The organism is Pseudomonas sp. SJZ080 (genome assembly GCF_007828295.1).
GTDB classification, from domain to species: Bacteria; Pseudomonadota; Gammaproteobacteria; order Pseudomonadales; family Pseudomonadaceae; genus Aquipseudomonas; species Aquipseudomonas migulae_A.
Map to the genome: position 1 here is coordinate 56916 of NZ_VIUK01000001.1, position 20285 is coordinate 77200.

A 20285-nucleotide genomic window follows, 5' to 3' on the forward strand; every position below is an offset into this window, starting at 1 on the left:
GTAACCCGCTATCGCCAAGGAGCCGCTCATGCGCCAAAAACCCACCATCCTCGCCCGCGAGATTGTCGCCACCAGCCGTTTGTTCTGCGTCGAAGAGCTGAAACTGCGCTTCTCCAATGGCGCGGAGCGCACTTATGAGCGACTGGTCGGCAAAGGCGCCGGGTATGGCGCGGTGATGATCGTGGCGATGATCGATTCGGATCACGCGGTGTTGGTCGAGGAATATTGCGGCGGCACCGATGAATACGAGCTGTCGCTGCCCAAAGGCTTGGTCGAGCCGGGTGAAGACGTGCTGGCGGCGGCCGAGCGTGAGCTCAAGGAAGAAGCCGGGTATGGCGCGCGACAGCTGGAACACCTGACCGAGTTGTCCCTGTCGCCGGGTTACATGAGCCAGAAAATCCAAGTGGTGCTCGCCACCGACCTGTACGAAGAACGACTGGAGGGCGACGAGCCCGAGCCGATGGGCGTGGACAAGATCAATCTGCGTGAACTGTCCGGCCTGGCCCAGAACCCGCGATTCACTGAGGGCCGTGCCTTGGCGGCGCTCTACCTGGCCCGTGATCTGCTGACTCAGCGAGGAGTGTTCCTGCCATGAATTTTCCGCATCCATTGATGGCGCCGGTGGTTGAACTGGCATTGAAGGCTGGCGACGCGATCCTGCCGTTCTGGCGTACCGGCACAGCGGTGACCGCCAAGGCCGACGATTCACCGGTCACTGCAGCCGATCTGGCCGCTCATCATCTGATTCTGGCCGGGCTGACCGCGCTGGACCCGAGCATTCCGGTGTTGTCCGAAGAAGATGCCAACATCCCCCAGAGCGTGCGTGCCGGCTGGCAGCGCTGGTGGCTGGTCGATCCGCTGGACGGGACCAAGGAATTCATCTCGGGCAGTGAAGAGTTCACCGTCAACATCGCGCTGATCGAGCAAGGTCGCGTGGTGTTTGGTGTGGTGTCGATGCCGACCAACGGGCGTTTCTACGTCGGTGGTGCAGGGCTGGGCGCGTGGCGTGGCGATAAAGGCGCCGAGCCATTGTCGATTCAGGTTCGCACCGTGCCCGCCCCGGGCGAGGCCTTCACGGTCGTCGCCAGTCGTCGGCATTCAAGCCCGGAGCAGGAACGTTTGCTGGCCGGTTTGAGTGACAGCCTCGGTGAGCTGCAACTGGCGAATATCGGTAGTTCGCTGAAATTTTGCCTGCTGGCGGAAGGGGCGGCGGATTGTTATCCGCGTCTGGCGCCCACTTCTCAGTGGGATACGGCGGCTGCGCAAGGCGTTCTCGAAGGTGCGGGCGGCGAAGTGCTGGAGTTGAGCGGTGTACCGTTCAGCTATCCGGCGCGGGAGTCTTTGCGGAACGAGTTCTTCCTGGCGCTGCCGGCCAAAGCGGCTTGGCGTGAAAAACTGCTGACTCTCGCTAATCTGTAGGAGCCGGCTTGCTGGCGATCCAGGCAGCGCGGTTTATCAGTTTCACCGCGTCGCCTGGATCGCCAGCAAGCCGGCTCCCACAGAGGTTTACCGGTGCAGGACGTACTGCCCGGTAAACGTCACTGCATCGTCATCGCTATCGGCATTCACAATCCGTGAATGCAGCGTCAGTCGTGCTCTTCCATAACGCTGATACATCGCCAGAAATTTCTTCCACACCGCCGCACTCGGCGCCTGGCAAATCGCTGTGGCGTCCATGGTCACCGGCAGCGGATAGCTGATCTGCCCTTCGTGAATCACGATGTGCCCATCCTCAATCCCTTCTTCGCGCAAGCGCAAATGCAGCCAGCCCCAACCCGCCAGCACTGCGCCGCAATACAGGCTGCCGCCGAACATGGTGCTCTTGTGATTGACGTTGGCTTCCAGCGGCAAGTACAGGCGCAACTGCTGGTCGTGCCAGTCGAGCACTTTGACGCCCATGGCCTGCGTCAGGGGAATGTCGCGGTGGAGGACTGATTCCAGGTGACGACTGTCGCGGTTCATGAAGGGGCCTTTTGCTTGAAGAGGAAGGATTGACGGTCGCTCAATCGAGTTCGTCGGTCGGGTGATGGTCGGCAAAGTTCAGCCCGTGCTTGCGCAGTTTGTCGTGCAAGGTCTTGCGCGGGATGCCGAGGGCTTCGGCGAGGCTGCGGACCGAGCTGTGAGAGCGCGCCAGTTCGGCGGCAATCAGCGATTTCTCGAAGTTTTCCACCTGCTCGCTCAACCCGCCACTGACTACTTCAACCGATGTGCTCGCCCCGCCCTCCGGCGCGCTGTTGTCCAGCGCCAGTTCCAGGCCCAGGGCAAAACGTTCGGCGGCGTTTTGCAACTCCCGCACGTTACCCGGCCACGTGTGACGCAGCAGCAACGCCCGCTGTCCCGGTTGCAGTTCGTGGGGCGGCAAACCATGGCGGGCACTGGCTTCATCGGCGAAATGCTGGAACAGCATCAGCGCGTCTTCGCCACGTTCGCGCAGCGGTGGAATGCGCAGCGGCGCGACGTTGAGACGGTAATACAAGTCGGCACGGAAGCGCCCCTGATCGGCGGACTGACGCAGGTCTTCCTTGGTCGCGGCGATGATGCGGATGTCCAGCGGGATCAATTGATTGCCACCCAGGCGCTCGACCACCCGCTCTTGCAGCAAGCGCAGCAACTTCACCTGCACGTCCAGGCTCATGCTTTCGATTTCATCGAGGAACAGCGTGCCGCCGTTGGCGAATTCGAACTTGCCGATGCGGCGCTTTTGCGCGCCGGTAAAGGCGCCCGGCTCGTGGCCGAACAGTTCGCTTTCCACCACCGACTCGGCCAGGGCGCCGGCGTTGATCGCCACGAACGGGCCGTTACGCCGGCTCGACAAATCGTGCAGCGCCCGGGCCACGACCTCTTTACCGGCACCGGTTTCGCCGAGAATCAGCACATCGGCCTTGGTCGCCGCCAATGCGCCGATCTGCTCGCGCAGGCGCAGCATTGGCGCCGATTGCCCGACCAGTCGTGCGCTCAGTTCATTGCGGTCGCTCAGGGCCAGGCGCAGGCTGCGGTTATCCAGCACCAACCGGCGCAAGGCCAATGCGCGGCGCACGCTGTCGAGCAGGGCATCGCTGGCGAAAGGTTTTTCCAGGAAGTCATAAGCGCCGGTGCGCATCGCTTGCACCGCCAGCGGCACGTCGCCGTGGCCGGTGATCAGCAGCACTGGCAGCTCGGGGTCTTGCGCGTGCAGTTCGGTCAGCAACTCAAGACCGTCCATGCCCGGCATGCGGATATCGCTGACCACCACCCCCGGCCAGTCGCGCTCCAGTTGCCCGGCCACGCCCTTGGCCTCGGCGAGCGGCAGGATTTTCAGGCCCGCCAGGTCCAGCGTCTGGCTCAGGGCCTGACGCAAATGGGGATCGTCGTCGATCAACACGACCTGGATGCGGTTGTCGATGGTCATGCACTTCGGTCCTCGGACGGTTGCAGGCTCACGCCCGGTGCGCCTGCGCGCAGTTTCAGGGTAATCAGGGCGCCGCCTTCCTTGTGGTTGGCGAACGACAGTTCACCGCCGAAGGCGCGCATCAGGGTCTCGCAAATCGCCAGCCCCAGACCCAGCCCCTGCGTGCGGGTCTTGGTGGTGTAGAAAGGCTCGCTGGCGCGGCCAAGGGCTTCCATGCAAAAGCCGGGGCCGTTGTCGCGAATGTACAGATTGACGCCGTCGGCGGTGGATTGGGCACTCAACCAGAGTTTACGCGGCGGGCCTTTTTCCGTCAGCGCGTCCAGCGCGTTGGCCAGCAGGTTGCCGAGCACCTGGCGCAATCGGGTTTCCCCGGCTTCGACCCACAGCGTGGCGGCCGGCAAGTCGCGGATCAGCTCGACCTCCATGCTCCGCCGGCGCTTGGCCAACAGCGCCAGCGCGTCATCCAGCGCCGGTTGCAGCGCGACACTTTCCGGGGCGTGGCGATCACGTCGGGCAAAGGCCCGCAGGTGCGCAATGATCGAGGCCATGCGTCCGGTCAGTTCACTGATCAGTTTGAGGTTGCCGCGCGCATCGTCGGTGCGCTCGTGATCAAGCAGTACCTCGGCGTTTTCCGCGTAGCTGCGGATCGCCGCCAGCGGCTGATTGAGTTCGTGGCTGATGCTCGCCGACATGGTCCCGAGCGCTGACAGCTTGCCGGCCTGCACCAGATCATCCTGGGCACGCACCAGTTCCTGCTGGGCATGTTCACGCTCCAGCACTTCCTGTTTCAGCCGACGGTTGAGGCCTTCGAGGTCGCTGGTGCGTTCGGCGACACGGCCTTCAAGTTCCCGACGGGCCTTGGCTTCGAAGGCGATTCGATCGAGGTAGTGACGACGGCGCTGCATCATCAGGCCGAGCAGCAGCATCAGCACCAGCAACGTCGCGCCACCGATGGCGACCACCGTGCGCACCGGGCGGTCGATCAGGGTGCGCGGCGCAAGGATGCTGACGCTCCAGCCGGTTTCGTCGATCTGCCGGGTCTGGGTCAGCCACGCGTCCGGATCGAGGTTCAAAGGCTTGGGGTCGCGGGTCGGGTAGGGCTGAATCGCGGTGATTGCCTCACGCTCGGCGTCGCTCAACGGACGGGTCGCGCGAAACCTCCATTCGGGCCGCGAGGTGAGAATGACCACGCCGTTGTGGTCGGTCACCAGCAGTTGTTCCGGGGTTTTGCCCCAGAGGCTTTCGGTGTGGTCCAGGTCAACCTTGACCACCAGCACGCCGATGATTTTTTCGCGATCACGGACCGCTGCCGCGAAGAAGTAACCGCGTTTGGCCGACGTGGTGCCCAGGCCGAAAAAGCGCCCCAGACGCCCGGCCATGGCCTCACTGAAATACGGCCGAAAGGCGAAATTGCGCCCGACGAAACTGTCGTGCTTGTCCCAGTTGGAGGCGGCGAGCGTCTTGCCCGTCGTGTCCATCAGGTACATGACTTCGGCGCCGGTCTGGGCGCTGATGTTCTTCAGCAGTCGGTTGGCGTTGCCCTGGGTTACGCCGTCGTCCGGTGCAGACAGGTCGGCGCGCAGGGCCGGCAGGTCGCCAAGAATCTGTGGCATCACTTCATAGCGATGCAGTGTGCCCAGCAGGTTGGCGACGTACAGGTCGAGGGTCTGACGGTTCTGTCCGGCCAGTTCGCTGCGGTAGTAACGCTCGGCCAGATGCTCCAGCGGCCACAGCAATGGCGCCAGGCACAGCGCAAGCAGGGCCAGGCTGCGCCAGCGGGGTCGGCGGGGAAGGGTCGAGTTCATGAGCATCAGGCGCCTGTGGGTACAGGCGCATTATGCCTAGGCTTGTCCGGCAAGACACTCGCGCAGCGCAGTTTGCCAGTCAGGCTGACTGACGCCCCATTCGCGCTGCAGGCGACTGCAATCGAGTCGTGAGTTCAGCGGGCGGGTGGCGGGTGTCGGGTAGTCGCTGGTGGTTATCGGCAGCAGGTTTGCGCACGGCTTTCCCTGTTCCCGCAGCGCTTCGCCGATGGCCTGGGCGAAACCGAACCACGAGGTTTCACCCTGCGCGGTCAGGTGATAAGTGCCCCAGGCGCCGGTCTCGCCAGCCTGCCAGCGTTCGATCAGGGCGAGGGTGCTGTGGGCGATCGTGCCGGCCCAGGTGGGGGCTCCGATCTGGTCGGCGACGATGCGCAACTCCGGTTTTTCCTGCAGCAGGCGTTGCATGGTCAGCAGAAAATTGTGGCCGTGGGCCGAGTAGACCCAACTGGTGCGCAGGATCAGGTGCTTGCCCTGTACTGCCGTGATCGCCTCTTCACCGGCCAGTTTGCTCTGACCGTAAACGCCAAGCGGGTTGGTCGCATCTGTTTCGGTGTACGGCGCGCCTTTGCGGCCGTCGAACACGTAATCGGTGGAGTATTGGATCAGCGGGATGCCAAGCGCCGCAGCTTCTTCAGCCAGAATACCCGGGGCCTGCGCATTGACGACGAAAGCGGCTGCGGCATCGCTTTCAGCCTTGTCGACCGCCGTATAAGCCGCGGCGTTGATGATCAGGTCGGGACGAACGTGCCGCACCTGCCGACGAATCTGCTCCGGTTGAGCCAGGTCAAGCTGATCGCGACCTGGAACCACCAGCTCCCCCAAAACCTTCAGGCGTTTTTGCAACTCACTTGAAACCTGTCCATGTTGACCGCTGATAAGAATTCTCATGGAAACAGATCGATCTCTTGCAAGGTTTTGCCTAGTTGGTCTTTGGCCGAAAGCTGGGGTGCTTCATCCAGCTGCCAATCGATGGCGAGCGTCGGGTCGTCCCAACGAATGCAACGTTCGGCGGACGGGTTGTAATAGTCCGTGGTCTTGTAGAGGAACTCGGCGACATCGCTCAACACGACAAACCCATGGGCAAAACCTTCCGGTACCCAGAGTTGGTGACGGTTTTGCGCGGACAGACGCACCGCCACCCATTTGCCGAAATTCGCTGAACTGCGACGCACATCCACCGCGACATCAAGCACTTCGCCAACCGTTACCCGCACCAGTTTCCCCTGGGTGTTTTCCAGTTGATAGTGCAGGCCCCGCAGGACGCCTTTTTGCGAGCGAGAGTGGTTGTCCTGAACGAACTGCCTCTTCAGGCCGGTGGCCTCTTCGAACGCCTTGGCATTGAAGCTCTCGTAGAAAAAGCCGCGCTCGTCGCCGAAGACCTTGGGTTCAAGGATCAACACACCGGGCAGCGCGGTTTCAATCACATTCATTGTCCACCCTCAGCCAGTTTGTAAAGGTACTGACCATAACCGGTCTTGCCAAAATACTTGGCGCGCTCGAGCAAATGCTCGCGGTCGATCCAGCCTTTTTCGTAAGCGATTTCTTCGAGGCAGGCGACTTTCAGCCCTTGGCGATGCTCGATGGTCTGCACGTACTGGGACGCTTCGAGCAGGCTGTCGTGAGTGCCGGTATCCAACCAGGCGAAACCGCGACCGAAGCGCTCGACCTGCAGATCGCCGCGCTTGAGGTAGGCATTGTTGACGTCGGTGATCTCCAGCTCACCGCGAGGCGAGGGCTTCACGGCCTTGGCGATGTCGATCACATCGTTGTCGTAGAAGTACAGGCCGGTTACGGCGTAGCTGGATTTCGGTACTGTCGGTTTTTCTTCGATCGACAGGGCACGGCCTTCGTCGTCGAAATCGATCACGCCGAAGCGCTCCGGGTCTTTGACCCAGTAACCGAACACGGTGGCACCAGAAGGGCGATTGACGGCGTTGTTCAACTGTTCGCTGAAGCGCTGACCATGGAAGATGTTATCGCCGAGGATCAGGCACACCGGATCCTTGCCAATGAATTCCTCACCAATCAGAAAGGCCTGGGCCAGGCCATCCGGCGAAGGCTGTTCGGCGTAGCTGATATGCACGCCGAACTGACTGCCATCCCCCAGCAGATTGCGATACTGCGGCAGGTCCTGCGGGGTGGAGATCACCAGGATTTCCTTGATGCCGGCCAGCATCAGGACCGAGATCGGGTAGTAGATCATCGGTTTGTCGTAGATCGGCAGCAGCTGTTTGGACACGCCCAGCGTGATCGGGTGCAGGCGTGTGCCCGAACCCCCGGCCAACACAATTCCTTTCATCATGCGATCAACTCCTTGGTATTGATGGCGCCCAGTCGTTCACCCTGATAGCTGCCGTCCTGAACACGGCGGCACCACTCCAGGTTTTCCAGATACCACTGGACGGTTTTGCGCAGGCCGGTCTCGAAGGTTTCTTCGGGCGTCCAGCCGAGTTCGCGCTCAATCTTGCTGGCGTCGATCGCGTAGCGCAGGTCATGGCCAGGACGGTCCTGGACGAAAGTGATCAGGTCGGCGAAGTGCGCGACGCCTTCAGGCTTGTTCGGTGCCAGCTCTTCGAGCAGCGCGCAGATGCCACGCACCACGTCGATGTTCTTCTGCTCGTTGTGACCGCCGATGTTGTAGGTCTCGCCGACCACGCCTTCGGTGACCACTTTGAACAGTGCGCGAGCGTGATCCTCGACAAACAGCCAGTCGCGAACCTGCAGGCCGTTACCGTAGACAGGCAGAGGCTTGCCGGCGAGGGCGTTGAGAATCACCAGCGGGATCAGTTTTTCGGGGAAGTGGAACGGCCCGTAGTTGTTCGAGCAGTTGGTCAGCAATACCGGCAGGCCGTAGGTGCGCTGCCAGGCGCGGACCAGGTGGTCTGAGGCTGCCTTGCTGGCGGAATACGGTGAGCTCGGTGCGTACGGGGTCGTTTCCGTGAACAGGTCATCGACGCCATGCAGGTCGCCGTAGACCTCATCGGTGGAGATGTGGTGGAAGCGGAAAGCGCTTTTCTGCGGTTCGGCCAGGGTCTGCCAGTAGGCGCGAGCGGCCTCGAGCAGGCTGTAGGTGCCGACGATATTGGTTTGAATGAAATCCGACGGACCGTCGATGGAACGGTCGACGTGGGACTCGGCCGCCAGATGCATGATCGCATGCGGCTGGAAACGTGCCAGCACGGCGCTGACGGTGGCCTGATCAACGATATCGGCCTGCACGAATTCGTAGCGTGTGTCGTTGGCAATGCTGGTCAGCGATTCCAGATTGCCAGCGTAGGTCAGTTTGTCCAGGTTGAGCACTTCATGCTCAGTGTGCCGAATCAGGTGGCGAACCAGGGCAGAGCCAATGAAACCGGCACCGCCGGTGATGAGAATACGCATGTTGGCCAGCCTTTATCTGTAAGACGATTGAAGCAAATGAGCATAGCTTGTCGGCAGGAGAGGGGTGGTGCAATAGGGTTGTGACGGCTATTTGGGTTTTGATGGATGCGCGGGGGTTGATTATCGACCGACGCAGTGGCGATATAGGTGCCTAATAAAATTTCAGGGGTCGTTGTATGCCGCTCGCTACGTTGATTCATCGCGCCAGTTTGCCCAGCCCGCAGGTGTCTGCGGTGCAAGCGCTAGAGCTGCTCGAGGGGCATTACGGGCTGAGCGGGCGATTGCAGGCGCTCGGCAGCCAGCAGGATCTCAACTACCGCGTTGACAGTAAGCATGGGCGTTTCGTCCTGAAAATCTGCCGTGGCGACTATTCAGCGCTGGAACTGCAAGCCCAGCACGCCGGGCTCAAACATCTGGCCGAGCACTCCGGTGTGCCGGTGCCGCGAGTGATTGCCGCCCAGAACGGCGCCGACCTGCTGTCACTTGAAGTCGGCGGGCAAGCGGTGCATGTGCGCCTGCTCGAATACATCGAGGGCCAATCGCTCACACACCTGGACCATCTGCCCGGATCCGTGGTGGCCGGTTTCGGCCGGCTCTGCGGTGAAATGGACCAGGCGCTGGCCGATTTCAACCATCCGGGTCTCCAGCGCACCCTTCAGTGGGATGCGCGTCACGCCAACGCCTTGATCGCACATTTGCTGCCGGTCATTGAAGATGACGCGCAGCGAGCCTTGATCGCGCAAGTGGCCGAACAGGCCGAGCGGCATTTGCAGCCGCTGGTGGACAAGTTGCCGGTGCAGGCCATCCACATGGACATCACCGATGACAACGTGGTCTGGCAGCGCGATTCGCAACGCCAGTGGCAACTGCAGGGGGTGATCGATTTCGGCGACCTGATCCGCACCTGGCGCATCACCGACCTCTCGGTGACCTGCGCGGCGCTGCTGCATCATGCCGGCGGCGATCCGTTCTACATCTTGCCGGCGGTCCAGGCCTATCACGCGGTCAATCCGTTGCAACACGAAGAACTGCTGGCGCTGTGGCCGCTGATCGTCGCGCGGGCGGCGGTGCTGGTGCTCAGCGGCGAACAGCAGGTCAGCATCGATCCGGGTAACCAGTACAGTCGCGACAACCTGACCCACGAGTGGGAGATTTTCCGCGTGGCCACCTCGGTGCCGCTGGCGTTGATGGAAGCGGCGATCCTCACGTCTGTCGGCCAGAACCTGCCAGACATTGGCAGCGAAGGCTTTGCGCCGTTGCTGCCGAGCCTGGTCGGACGTGAATTCGCCTTGATCGACCTGGGCGTACTCAGCCCGCATTTCGAGGCCGGTAACTGGGAGCAGGAAGGAATCGATCAGCGCCTGTTGAGCGAAGCGGCTGCAGCGCACGGCCTGGCTGCCAGCCGTTACGGACAATACCGTTTGTCCCGCACCCGCCCCGACAGTGCCAGCGAACCGGACACGTGCCCGTTGCATGTCGAGTTGCGAGTGCCCCAGGGCACGGCGGTCGAATCGCCGTTTGCCGGTGTGGTCCATCAACCGTCGCCGGGTGTGTTGCAACTCGACGGTCCACAGCTGAGCGTGCGGCTGTGGGGCGTGACGCCGTCGCTGCACACCGGCGCAGCGTTGGTCAAAGGCCAGGTGTTGGGCGCGGTCAGCGGTCCGTTGCGGGTGCAGTTGTGCCGAGGCGCCTCGTTCGACGCGCCGTTGTTTTGCACGCCTTCGCGCGCGGCGGCCTGGCAAGCGTTGTGTCCGTCGCCGGCATCGCTGCTGGGGCTGGCGTGCGACGCTGAAGCGGAGCTTGATTCGCAGACCTTGCTGGCGCGCCGCGATGCCAGTTTCGCCCGGACCCAGAAACACTATTACGTTGACCCGCCCCGCATCGAACGCGGCTGGCGCAATCACCTGATCGACATGCAGGGGCGCTCCTACCTCGACATGCTCAACAACGTCGCGGTGCTCGGTCACGGCCATCCGCGCATGGCCGCGGTGGCCAGCCGGCAATGGTCGTTGCTCAATACCAACTCGCGCTTCAACTACGCCGCGGTTGCCGAATTTTCCGAGCGTTTGCTGAAGCTGTCGCCAGATGGCATGGACCGGGTGTTCCTGGTCAACAGCGGCAGCGAGGCCAATGACCTGGCGATCCGCCTGGCATGGGCCTACAGCGGCGGTCGCGACATCGTCAGCGTGCTGGAGGCCTATCACGGCTGGACGGTGGGCGCGGACGCGGTCTCGACGTCGATTGCCGACAACCCCAAGGCCTTGAGCAGCCGCCCGGACTGGGTGCACCCGGTCACGGCACCGAACACCTATCGCGGTGAATTCCGGGGCCCGGACAGCGCGCCGGATTATGTGCGTAGCGTCGAACACAACCTGGCGAAAATCGCCGAGCAAGGACGCCAGCTGGCCGGTTTCATTTGCGAACCGGTGTACGGCAATGCCGGCGGTATCTCGCTGCCGCCGGGTTATTTGAAACAGGTCTACGGGATGGTTCGCGCCCAGGGCGGCGTGTGCATCGCCGACGAAGTGCAGGTCGGTTACGGGCGCATGGGTCACTTCTTCTGGGGCTTCGAAGAACAGGGTGTGGTGCCGGACATCATCACCATGGCCAAGGGCATGGGCAACGGCCAACCGCTGGGCGCGGTGATCACCCGCCGTGAAATCGCCGAGGCGCTGGAAGCCGAAGGTTATTTCTTCTCATCGGCGGGTGGCAGCCCGGTCAGTTGCCAGATCGGCATGGCCGTTCTGGATGTGATGGAAGAGGAAAAGCTTTGGGAAAACGCCCAGGTCGTGGGCGGGTATTTCAAGGAGCGTCTTGAGGCGCTGATCGATAGTCATCCGCTGGTGGGCGCGGTGCACGGTTCCGGTTTTTATCTGGGCGTTGAATTGATCCGCGACCGCGAGACCCTGGAGCCGGCGACCGAAGAAACCACGGCGCTGTGCGATCGCCTGCGGGAGCTGGGGATCTTCATGCAGCCGACGGGGGATTATCTGAACGTCCTCAAAATCAAACCGCCGATGGTGACGTCGCGCCAGAGTGTGGATTTCTTTGTCGACATGATGGCGAAGGTGTTGGATGAAGGTTTGTAAGGCCTGAAATCGCTTTCGCGGGCAAGCCCGCTCCCACAGGTTTTATGTCGGATGCTGATAATGAGCACGACGCGAAACCTGTGGGAGCGGGCTTGCCCGCGAAGGCGTCATCAAAAACACTCACAAAACATCGATTGTTATCGGGTTTAAGTGCTGTTGTTTTCGACGAAAGGAAGATTAATCGCTTTTAAAGCCGATTTTTATCGGCTATAAAGTCGCCATTGCCGCGGCGTGCCTCATCACGCCCGCCACTTCCTTTTCTGTCATCGGTCGATGCCACACTCGACCTTAAAGCACTTGCCCGGAGATGATTCATGAGCCGTATCGTTACCGTCGCCGCCACCCAGATGGCCTGTTCCTGGGACCTTGAAGCCAACCTCGAAACCGCTGAAAGGCTGGTCCGTGAGGCCGCAGCCAAAGGCGCGCAGATCATCCTGATCCAGGAACTGTTCGAGGCGCCGTACTTCTGCCAGAAACCCAATCCGGATTACCTGCAACTGGCCACGACGGTGGAAGAGAACGTCGCCATCAAGCATTTCCAGAAAATCGCCAGGGAACTGCAAGTGGTGCTGCCGATCAGCTTCTATGAACGGGCCGGCCGCGCGCGTTTCAACAGCATCGCGATCATCGATGCCGACGGCAGCAACCTCGGGATTTATCGTAAAAGCCATATCCCGGACGGCCCTGGCTACCACGAGAAGTACTACTTCAACCCGGGCGACACCGGCTTCAAAGTGTGGAACACCCGTTACGCGAAAATCGGCGTAGGCATCTGCTGGGATCAGTGGTTCCCCGAGTGCGCCCGCAGCATGGCGTTGCTGGGTGCGGAAATTCTGTTCTACCCGACCGCCATCGGCAGCGAGCCGCACGACAAGACCATCTCGTCCCGTGACCATTGGCAGCGTGTGCAACAGGGCCATGCCGGTGCCAACCTGATGCCGCTGATCGCCAGCAACCGCATCGGCAATGAGGAGCAGGACGGGTACGACATCACCTTCTACGGCTCGTCGTTCATCGCCAACCAGTTCGGCGAGAAGGTCCAGGAACTCGATAAAACCGAAGAAGGCGTGCTGGTTCACAGCTTCGACCTCGATGAGCTGGAGCACACTCGCAGCGCATGGGGCTCGTTCCGTGATCGTCGCCCGAACCTATACAATGCGCTCAAAACCCTCGACGGTTCCCTGGAGTCCTGACTGCATGACCACTTTAAACAGCACCCCGCGCGCCGACGGCTTCTACATGCCCGCCGAGTGGGCGCCACAAACCCAGACCTGGATGATCTGGCCCGAGCGCCCGGACAACTGGCGCCTGGGTGGCAAACCGGCGCAAGCCGCACACGTGGCGGTGGCCAAGGCCATCGCACGTTTCGAGCCGGTGACGGTGGCGGTTTCCGCTGGCCAGTACGAAAACGCGCGTGCCCGTCTCGATGTACCGAATATTCGGGTGGTCGAGATGTCCAGTGACGACGCCTGGGTCCGCGACACAGGGCCGACGTTCGTCATCAATAACAGTGGCGAAGTCCGTGGTGTGAACTGGGATTTCAACGCGTGGGGCGGTTTTGACGGTGGCCTGTACTCGCCGTGGAATCGTGATTCGCAGGTCGGCGGCAAGATCCTCGAGATTGAACGTAGCCCGCGTTATCGCACCGAGGGCTTCGTGCTCGAAGGCGGGTCGATCCACGTTGATGGCGAAGGCACGCTGATCACTACCGAAGAATGCCTGCTCAACCGCAATCGCAACCCGCACCTGAACCGTGCAGACATCGAAGCGGTGCTCAGCGCCAACCTGGCTGTGGATAAAATCATCTGGCTGCCGGATGGCTTGTTCAACGACGAAACCGACGGCCATGTGGATAACTTCTGCTGCTACGTGCGTCCGGGTGAAGTGTTGCTGGCCTGGACCGACGACCCGCAAGACCCGAACTACCCGCGCTGCCAGGCGGCTATGAAAGTGCTGGAAAGCAGCACCGACGCCAAGGGGCGCCCATTCACGGTGCACAAGATGCCGATTCCGGGGCCGCTGTATGCGACCGAAGAAGAGTGCGCCGGCGTGGACCCGGTAGACGGAACCCAGGAACGCAATCCGACCGTTCGTCTGGCCGGTTCCTATGTGAACTTCCTCATCGTCAACGGCGGCATCATCGCGCCGAGCTTCGACGATCCACTGGACGGCCCGGCCAAAGAGATTTTGCAGAGCCTGTTCCCGCAGCACGAAGTCGTCATGGTGCCGGGCCGCGAACTGTTACTGGGCGGCGGTAACATCCACTGCCTTACCCAACAGCAGCCTGCACCGCACAAAGAGTGAGTGCAGTTGTAACAGCCTGAGTTGACTGGAAAATCACTCGGACAACGGTTTTCCTTCGACGCCTTGCAAGAAGCCCGCAGCCCATCAGGACTGCGGGCTTTTTTGTATCCGCTGGTCGACCGTTCCGACACATTGGCACAGCTCTTGTATCTCTCCTGACGAGAAACAGGGAGGGGAGAACTTCGATGTTCTGTCATAAACCTTGGATAAGTTAGCCGCTCACAAACCAGGAGAGAGCGCGGAAATGAACGCCGAAATGAACGTAGTGAGCGAGCGGGCACTGCATCCCCTGGCAGTCAACAGCGAATCGCTCCAGATCCTGGCGCACTGGTTGAAGTCCAATGGAACGCGTCAGATCAGGGAGCCTGATCCGCGCCGGATGATGATCGAGCGCTATCCCGCTGGTTTATTCAGCGAGGCGGAGCTGGATGCGTTGTGGGATGTGATGGAAGGATAAAAAAAGAACGACAAAGGATTGATAAAAGCGCTGCCGGGAAGGCGGCGCTTTTTTATGGGCCATGATTTTATGCGAGTGACGCTGACCCCCTGTAGGAGCCGGCTTGCTGGCGATAGCGCTGACCCAGTCAATAAAGACATTGACTGGAAGACCGCTATCGCCAGCAAGCCGGCTCCTACAGGGATCAGCGTGATCTCGGAGTCTGGGGTGTTTAGAAGCTGTAAGTCCCGGTCACCACCAGGCTGCGCGGCTCACCCGGTTGAATCTGCGCCGCGCTGGTGGCGGACGAGTAGTAGGTTTTATCGCTGATGTTGTTCAGCGCCGCGCGCAAATCCCAGTCCTTCTGACGGAATCCGGCCAATGCATCCCAGCGGCCATAACCCGGCAGAACGGTGGTGTTGAGGTTATCCGCATAGCGGTCGCCGACCAGGGTCAGGCCGGTTTCGGCGTACCAGCCCATTTCCGGTTTCCAGGTCAGGAACAGACTGCCGTTGTGCTTGGCCACATTGCTGATGCGCTTGCCTTCAAAACCGTTGTTGTCCTTTTCGACCGTCGCGTCCTGCACGCCCACGCCACCGCGCACGTACCAGTTGCCGGCAATCTTGCCGGTGCCGGTCAGCTCGATCCCGCGGGAACGTTGCTTGCCGGAGAGCAAGGTGATGGTCGGGTTGAGCGGGTCGCTGGTGCGACGGTTGTAGAGTTCCAGTTCGTAGATCGCCAGCGTGGTACTCAGGCGATCGTCGAGCCAGTCACTCTTCACGCCGATTTCTTTCTGCTTGGTCAGCTCGGGGCTCAGGTCGTTGGTATTGTCGGCAGCGCCCGGGGTGATGCCGATCAAACCGCCGCCGGCCGGGGAAAAGGTCTTGGTCCAGGAAGCGTAGAAGGAATGATTCTGCAGGGGCGTCCAGACCAGTCCTGCACGCGGGCTGGTGCTGTGGCTGTCGCGGTCTTCGGAGATGTTGCGCAGCTTGTTGGTCGACTCGATGTCGAAGGTGTCGTAGCGCAGGCCGGCCAGCAATTGCCATTGATCATTCAGGCGTAGCTGATCCTGCACGTACACCGCACGGCTTTCGACTTCGGTGTGGTTGTCGCTGGACACTTGCATGCGCCCGGTGTGGCGCAAATCCCGATCCGGGTTATACAGATCCTGCGGCGGTACGGCCTGGCGGCCAGGCCCGGTAGTGGCCGCTGTGTAGAGCTTCGGGTCACGGCGTTGACTGCCGATTTCAACGCCGGTCAGCAGGCGATGCTCAAGGCCGAACGTGTCGAAACCGCCTTCCAGCTCAATGTTGTTGTAGACGTTGCGAGTGGTCAGGTCCTGCTGCCAGTGCTGGCGCGTGACCCGGTTGGTCGCCGGTGTGTAGCCGGTGAGGTAGGTGTTGTCGAAATCACTGTTGAGCTTGAACACCCCCAGCGTCTGGCGCAGTTGCCAGTCTTCGTTGATGTCGTAGCTGAGTTTCGAGCGCAGGGATTGCGACTTGTCGTCGATGAAATCGTGATCGCTGCCGTAGGTCGTATCCCGTCCGACGTCGGCCGGGCGTCCGTTTACACCGGGAATACCGCGATCCGGCGTACGGTTGTAGCGACTGTATTCGTACTGCACCAACCAATTCAGGTCGGGCGTCAGTTGCCAGCTCATCGACGGCGCAAACAACTGGCGATTGCCGCTGACGCCATCGCGAAAGCTGTTCTGGTCCATGTTGCCCATGTTCAGGCGCAGGCTGATGTTCTCGCTGGGATCGGTGCTCAGGTCGGCGTAAAGGCTGCGCAAATCGTTGCTGCCGCCCTGGGCTTCAATGGAGGAGCGGCGCCCGAACTCCGGCAACTTGCTGACACGGTTGACGATCCCGCCCTGGCTGCCACGGCCGTACAACACCGCCGCCGGGCCCTTGAGCACGTCGATGCGCTCGATGTTGTGCAGGTCGCGCACGTACTGACTGTCGTCGCGAATGCCGTCCAGATAAAAATCGTTACTGGCGTCGAAACCGCGGATGCGCAGGCTGTCGAAGCGGGGGTCGGCGCCGCTGCTGACGTTGGGAATGCCGCTCAGGGCGGTGCCCAGATCATTGGTGCCGTAATCGACGACGTTCGAGGTTTTTATCGAGTCGATGGCTTGTGGCACGTAGCGCACCGGTGTGGCGGTGCGGGTCGCGGTGCTGGTTTCTTTTACGCGTGGGTCGTCGGCTTCCGCTTCGGCGCTGATGGAGGTTTCTGGCAATGTTGTAGGGGCGGCGTAGGAAAAACCGGCAGACAGCAAAGTGCAGAGGCCAAGACTGAAGGGTGTTAGGCGAAAAGGGGCAGGCATTGAAGGACGCGTCCGTAGGGTTTTGGGGTACAGCGTGTAGGGGTGCGAATGATAATGCGTGCTATTTGCTTCCGTTAATTATTCCTGAAAAGTTCCTTGGTTTGATTGTTTCAATTTATGTCCAAGTTGTTACACCGCCTGTTTCAGGTATTCGACCGATTCCTGAAACAGACTGAAAGCTATTCCGGCGTTTTTTAGAAATAGAAGGAGGACTAACCTGCCGGCATCAGATTTCTACCCTCTGGCCGGAGCCTCCAATGATCCTTCACTACATTTACGACCCGTTGTGCGGCTGGTGCTACGGTGCAAAACCACTGGTGCAAGCCGCCCAGGCTGTTCTGCCGGTGATTGCCCATGGCGGCGGCATGATGACCGGCGCCAACCGCAAGAACGTCTCGCCACACTTGCGCAACTACGTGATGCCTCACGACCGGCGTATCGCCGAGTACACCGCCCAGCCATTCGGCGATGCGTATTTCGAAGGTTTGCTGCGCGATGAGACGGCGGTGTTCGATTCCGCGCCGCCGATTGCCGCCGTGCTCGCGGCCGAGCAGGTCGCTGGCCGTGGACTGGAGCTATTGGGGCGTTTGCAGAGCGCGCATTACGTGGAAGGTCGGCGCATTGCCGATCAAACGGTGTTGTTTGAGCTCGCCCACGACCTCGGCCTGGAGCCGGAAGCCTTCCAGGCTGCGTTCAAAAACGCCGAGACCGATCGCCACATCAAGGCCAGTCGCGACCTGTTGGCCAACATCGGTGGCCATGGTTTCCCGACCTTCGCACTGGAGGAGGATGGCCAGTTCACGCTGGTCGACATCGGGCCCTGGCTCGGCAAGCCGCAAGCCTTCGCGGCCTGGTTGAGTCAGTCACTTCCTGCGCATGCGGCTGCATCCGGGCTTCAAACCTGTGGGCTCAACGGCTGCGATTAGGAAGTTCTTAGACGATTTTCGCCTATTCACAGACGATTCATGAAATTGACACAGGGTTCAGGGCGCGACTAGGATTCGCCCCAACGCCTGTGGCCAACCGCCATGACTCAAAATAATAAAAAGGCCCGCCACGACTTTTCGTGGGCGGGCCTTTTTGTTTCGGGGTGAAAAAAGAGTGCGATAGCGCCGTTTCAGCCGTTCGACGCAGCGCGTATCAACCCGTAATAAGGAAAAGAACAAAATGTTGAACAAGCGAATCAGCCTGATCGCTCTGGGGATGTTGAGCGCGACACAGGCCATGGCTAACGACCAGGCCGAATCCAAGGGTTTTGTTGAAGACAGCAGCCTCAAAGTGCTGCTGCGCAATGCCTACATCAATCGTGACTACAAAGACGGTCGACCGGACAAAGCCGAGTGGGGCCAGGCGGCTATCGGTACGTTCTCGTCCGGTTTCACCCAAGGCACCGTCGGTGTGGGTGTGGACGCGTTCGGTCTGTACGCACTGCGTCTGGATGGCGGCAAGGGTCGCACCGGCGCACAAGGTATCGACTTCTTCAAAAAGGGCGACAGCGGCAACGCGGCTGATGACCTGTCGAAGGGCGGCGCAGCGGTCAAGTTCCGTCTCTCCAGCACCACGCTGACTTACGGCGACCAGATGCCGGCCCTGCCGGTGTTGAGCTACGACAACGTGCGCCTGCTGCCGGAAAGCTACACCGGCACCTTGATCACCTCCAAGGAGATCAAAGGCCTGGAGCTGAACGCCGGTCGCTTTACCGCCGAATCGCGCAAGAGCGCGGAAGGTCGTGACAGCGGTGGCTTGAAGTCGATCAACGTATTGGGCGGCAGCTACCAGTTCACCGAACAGTTCAAAGCAGCGTTGTACGCGTCCGACGTTGAAGATGTACTGAAGAAGCAATACGTGAACGCCAACTACGTGTTCCCGATCGACAAGGATCAGTCCCTGACCCTCGACTTCAACGGCTACCGCACCAAACTGGAAGATTCCTACGTCCGCGAAAGCGGTGCGACCGGTGACGACAACAAAATCTGGAGCCTGGCAGCGACCTTCGCCACCGGCCCGCACTCGTTCACCGTTGCGCACCAGCGCAGCACTGGCGACAGCAACCTGGGCTACGCCTACGGCGGCTACCAGAAAGATCAAGGTCGCGTCGGCGATGGCGGCAACACCATCTACCTGGCGAACTCCTACTGGTCCGACTTCAACGCCGAAGACGAACGCAGCTGGCAGGTGGGCTACGGTCTGGACTTCAGCACGTTCGGTGTCCCGGGCCTGAGCTACAACGTGGCTTACGTGCGCGGCGACAACATCACCACCTCCACCAGCGAAGGCGGTACCGAGCGCGAAATCTTCAACCAGTTCAAGTACGTCGTGCAAAGCGGCCCGGCCAAAGACCTGAGCGTGAAACTGCGCAGCTCGATCCTGCGTGTTTCGCAGAAATCCAGCGAGTACAACGTCAGCGGCAACGAAGTGCGTGTGTTCGTGGACTACCCGATCAACATTTTCTGATGATCGGTTGCAGCATCGAAGCCTGATTCAAGGCTGAAAAAGAAAAGCCCCGACTGGTTCGGGGCTTTTTTGTGGGCGCGAAACAGCGTTCAGGCTCTTGGGCTATTTCCTGCATTTGACCAAGACCATTCCCTGTCACGAAGGGGATCAGGCTGATATTCATCACCGGTTTAATCGATTGAAATACCAGACGAGAAATCCAGGGGATTGTCACCGCTCCTCACATGCTGGAGCCGCCCATCACGCTGAAGTTGACCCCCAGGACCCTGTTCAACAACAATGCTTGAGGTAGCGCCAATGTAGCTACAAATTAACGATGAGGTTATTACCATGGGTGCATTGCTGAAGACCACCGACGTGCGTTGCCGCATTGATGAGGATTTGAAAGCGCGTGCTACGGAAGTCCTGAACGCTTGCGGCCTGAGCATCAGTGACGCCATGCGGCTTTTTCTTCGTCAGGTCGTAGCGACTCAGGGTCTCCCGTTTGAGGTACGCGTACCTTCGGAAAAAACGGCCCGCGCCATGAAGCAGGCACGTGAGATTCGCCAGCGGTTCGACTCGATAGACGACATGCTGAGGGACGTTGATGGCGAAACCGGAGAAAAAGCAGAAGCGCGCTGAACTGCCCAGGCAGTGCGCGCAAACGTCAGAATTCAAGAAGGCCTGGGAGCGTTACAAGCGTGCCGGGCGCCGTGACATGAATGAAGTTCGCCAAGTGATGGTCATGCTGTTTCTGGGTGAGCCGCTGCCTCCGGAATACCTGGACCATGCCCTGACGGGTGATTGGATTGGTTTTCGAGAGTGTCATATGGGCGGTGATTTCTTGATGATTTATGAGTTCTCGCGCTCCGATCTGATCACATTTGTTGATCTCGGAAGTCATTCCGAGCTGTTCAAGTAGCGCCTTTAAGATAAGCCCCGACTGGTTCGGGGCTTTTTTGTGGGCACTGCAAGGCTCTAGACAGCACCGCAGGACGACTCGCTCCGCTTTTCACAGGCAGATTTTCCTATCGAAATGATCAAAACGATCATTTTAATGATTGGTTTGCGCAATTTTAAGCGAAGGCCTAAGATAAATCTGACT

18 protein-coding genes are annotated in these 20285 nt (G+C 60.5%); 10 read left to right on the plus strand and 8 right to left on the minus strand.

Annotated features, from left to right (window positions below; genetic code table 11):
* Positions 1–28 precede the first annotated feature (28 nt).
* Entirely contained in the window at positions 29–595 is a 567-nt protein-coding gene (gene nudE, locus FBY04_RS00280) for an ADP compounds hydrolase NudE (RefSeq protein ID WP_084318265.1), read from the plus strand.
* Positions 592–1419, plus strand: coding sequence for a 3'(2'),5'-bisphosphate nucleotidase CysQ (gene cysQ, locus FBY04_RS00285; RefSeq protein WP_084318264.1), 828 nt, complete (start codon positions 592–594; stop codon positions 1417–1419). Before nudE ends, cysQ begins: the two co-directional genes overlap by 4 nt.
* 87 nt (positions 1420–1506) lie before the next feature.
* Here cysQ and FBY04_RS00290 read toward each other — a convergent pair whose 3' ends face one another.
* The 7 genes from FBY04_RS00290 to rfbB are packed head-to-tail and all read right to left on the minus strand — an operon-like array spanning position 1507 to position 8592.
* A complete protein-coding gene (locus FBY04_RS00290; protein ID WP_145314155.1) occupies positions 1507–1962 on the minus strand; it encodes a thioesterase domain-containing protein in 456 nt (151 codons plus the stop codon).
* A gap of 40 nt (positions 1963–2002) precedes the next feature.
* On the minus strand, positions 2003–3388 hold the full coding sequence (locus FBY04_RS00295) for a sigma-54 dependent transcriptional regulator (RefSeq protein ID WP_084318262.1): 1386 nt from the start codon (positions 3386–3388) through the stop codon (positions 2003–2005).
* Positions 3385–5193 (minus strand): ATP-binding protein, encoded by a 1809-nt coding sequence (locus tag FBY04_RS00300; RefSeq protein WP_145314157.1) that lies wholly within the window; start codon positions 5191–5193, stop codon positions 3385–3387. Before FBY04_RS00300 ends, FBY04_RS00295 begins: the two co-directional genes overlap by 4 nt.
* A 36-nt stretch (positions 5194–5229) precedes the next feature.
* Positions 5230–6099, minus strand: a complete 870-nt coding sequence (gene rfbD, locus FBY04_RS00305; protein ID WP_145314159.1) for a dTDP-4-dehydrorhamnose reductase — start codon at positions 6097–6099, stop codon at positions 5230–5232.
* Positions 6096–6641: a dTDP-4-dehydrorhamnose 3,5-epimerase gene (gene rfbC / locus FBY04_RS00310; protein WP_145314161.1), complete on the minus strand. Its 546-nt coding sequence runs from the start codon at positions 6639–6641 to the stop codon at positions 6096–6098. Before rfbC ends, rfbD begins: the two co-directional genes overlap by 4 nt.
* On the minus strand, positions 6638–7513 hold the full coding sequence (rfbA, locus tag FBY04_RS00315) for a glucose-1-phosphate thymidylyltransferase RfbA (RefSeq protein ID WP_084318259.1): 876 nt from the start codon (positions 7511–7513) through the stop codon (positions 6638–6640). Before rfbA ends, rfbC begins: the two co-directional genes overlap by 4 nt.
* On the minus strand, positions 7510–8592 hold the full coding sequence (rfbB, locus tag FBY04_RS00320; protein ID WP_084318258.1) for a dTDP-glucose 4,6-dehydratase: 1083 nt from the start codon (positions 8590–8592) through the stop codon (positions 7510–7512). The genes rfbA and rfbB overlap by 4 nt, the downstream gene beginning before the upstream one ends.
* 176 nt (positions 8593–8768) lie before the next feature.
* Here rfbB and FBY04_RS00325 point away from each other — a divergent pair, with 176 nt between their 5' ends.
* The 4 genes from FBY04_RS00325 to FBY04_RS00340 all read left to right on the plus strand — a co-directional run bounded on the left by FBY04_RS00325 (position 8769) and on the right by FBY04_RS00340 (position 14442).
* The gene (locus FBY04_RS00325) at positions 8769–11681 is read left to right on the plus strand and encodes an aminotransferase (protein WP_145314163.1); all 2913 of its coding nucleotides are present in this window, start codon (positions 8769–8771) and stop codon (positions 11679–11681) included.
* A gap of 314 nt (positions 11682–11995) precedes the next feature.
* The gene (aguB, locus tag FBY04_RS00330; protein ID WP_145314165.1) at positions 11996–12874 is read left to right on the plus strand and encodes an N-carbamoylputrescine amidase; all 879 of its coding nucleotides are present in this window, start codon (positions 11996–11998) and stop codon (positions 12872–12874) included.
* 4 nt (positions 12875–12878) lie between these two features.
* On the plus strand, positions 12879–13985 hold the full coding sequence (gene aguA, locus FBY04_RS00335) for an agmatine deiminase (RefSeq protein ID WP_145314167.1): 1107 nt from the start codon (positions 12879–12881) through the stop codon (positions 13983–13985).
* 244 nt (positions 13986–14229) lie between these two features.
* Entirely contained in the window at positions 14230–14442 is a 213-nt protein-coding gene (locus FBY04_RS00340; protein WP_084318254.1) for a hypothetical protein, read from the plus strand.
* Positions 14443–14653: 211 nt separating this feature from the next.
* On the opposite strand, the gene FBY04_RS00345 is transcribed toward FBY04_RS00340, so the two are convergent.
* A complete protein-coding gene (locus FBY04_RS00345) occupies positions 14654–16747 on the minus strand; it encodes a TonB-dependent siderophore receptor (protein WP_145314169.1) in 2094 nt (697 codons plus the stop codon).
* Between the two features lie 257 nt (positions 16748–17004).
* Between FBY04_RS00345 and FBY04_RS00350 the strand changes: the two genes are divergently transcribed.
* The 4 genes from FBY04_RS00350 to FBY04_RS00365 all read left to right on the plus strand — a co-directional run bounded on the left by FBY04_RS00350 (position 17005) and on the right by FBY04_RS00365 (position 20102).
* A complete protein-coding gene (locus FBY04_RS00350) occupies positions 17005–17673 on the plus strand; it encodes a DsbA family protein (protein WP_145314171.1) in 669 nt (222 codons plus the stop codon).
* A gap of 241 nt (positions 17674–17914) precedes the next feature.
* Positions 17915–19201, plus strand: coding sequence for an OprD family porin (locus FBY04_RS00355; protein ID WP_084318251.1), 1287 nt, complete (start codon positions 17915–17917; stop codon positions 19199–19201).
* Between the two features lie 330 nt (positions 19202–19531).
* Complete coding sequence (locus FBY04_RS00360; RefSeq protein WP_145314173.1) at positions 19532–19822, plus strand: type II toxin-antitoxin system RelB/DinJ family antitoxin; 291 nt, start codon at positions 19532–19534, stop codon at positions 19820–19822.
* Positions 19788–20102 (plus strand): type II toxin-antitoxin system YafQ family toxin, encoded by a 315-nt coding sequence (locus FBY04_RS00365; protein ID WP_145314175.1) that lies wholly within the window; start codon positions 19788–19790, stop codon positions 20100–20102. Before FBY04_RS00360 ends, FBY04_RS00365 begins: the two co-directional genes overlap by 35 nt.
* Positions 20103–20285: the final 183 nt, after the last annotated feature.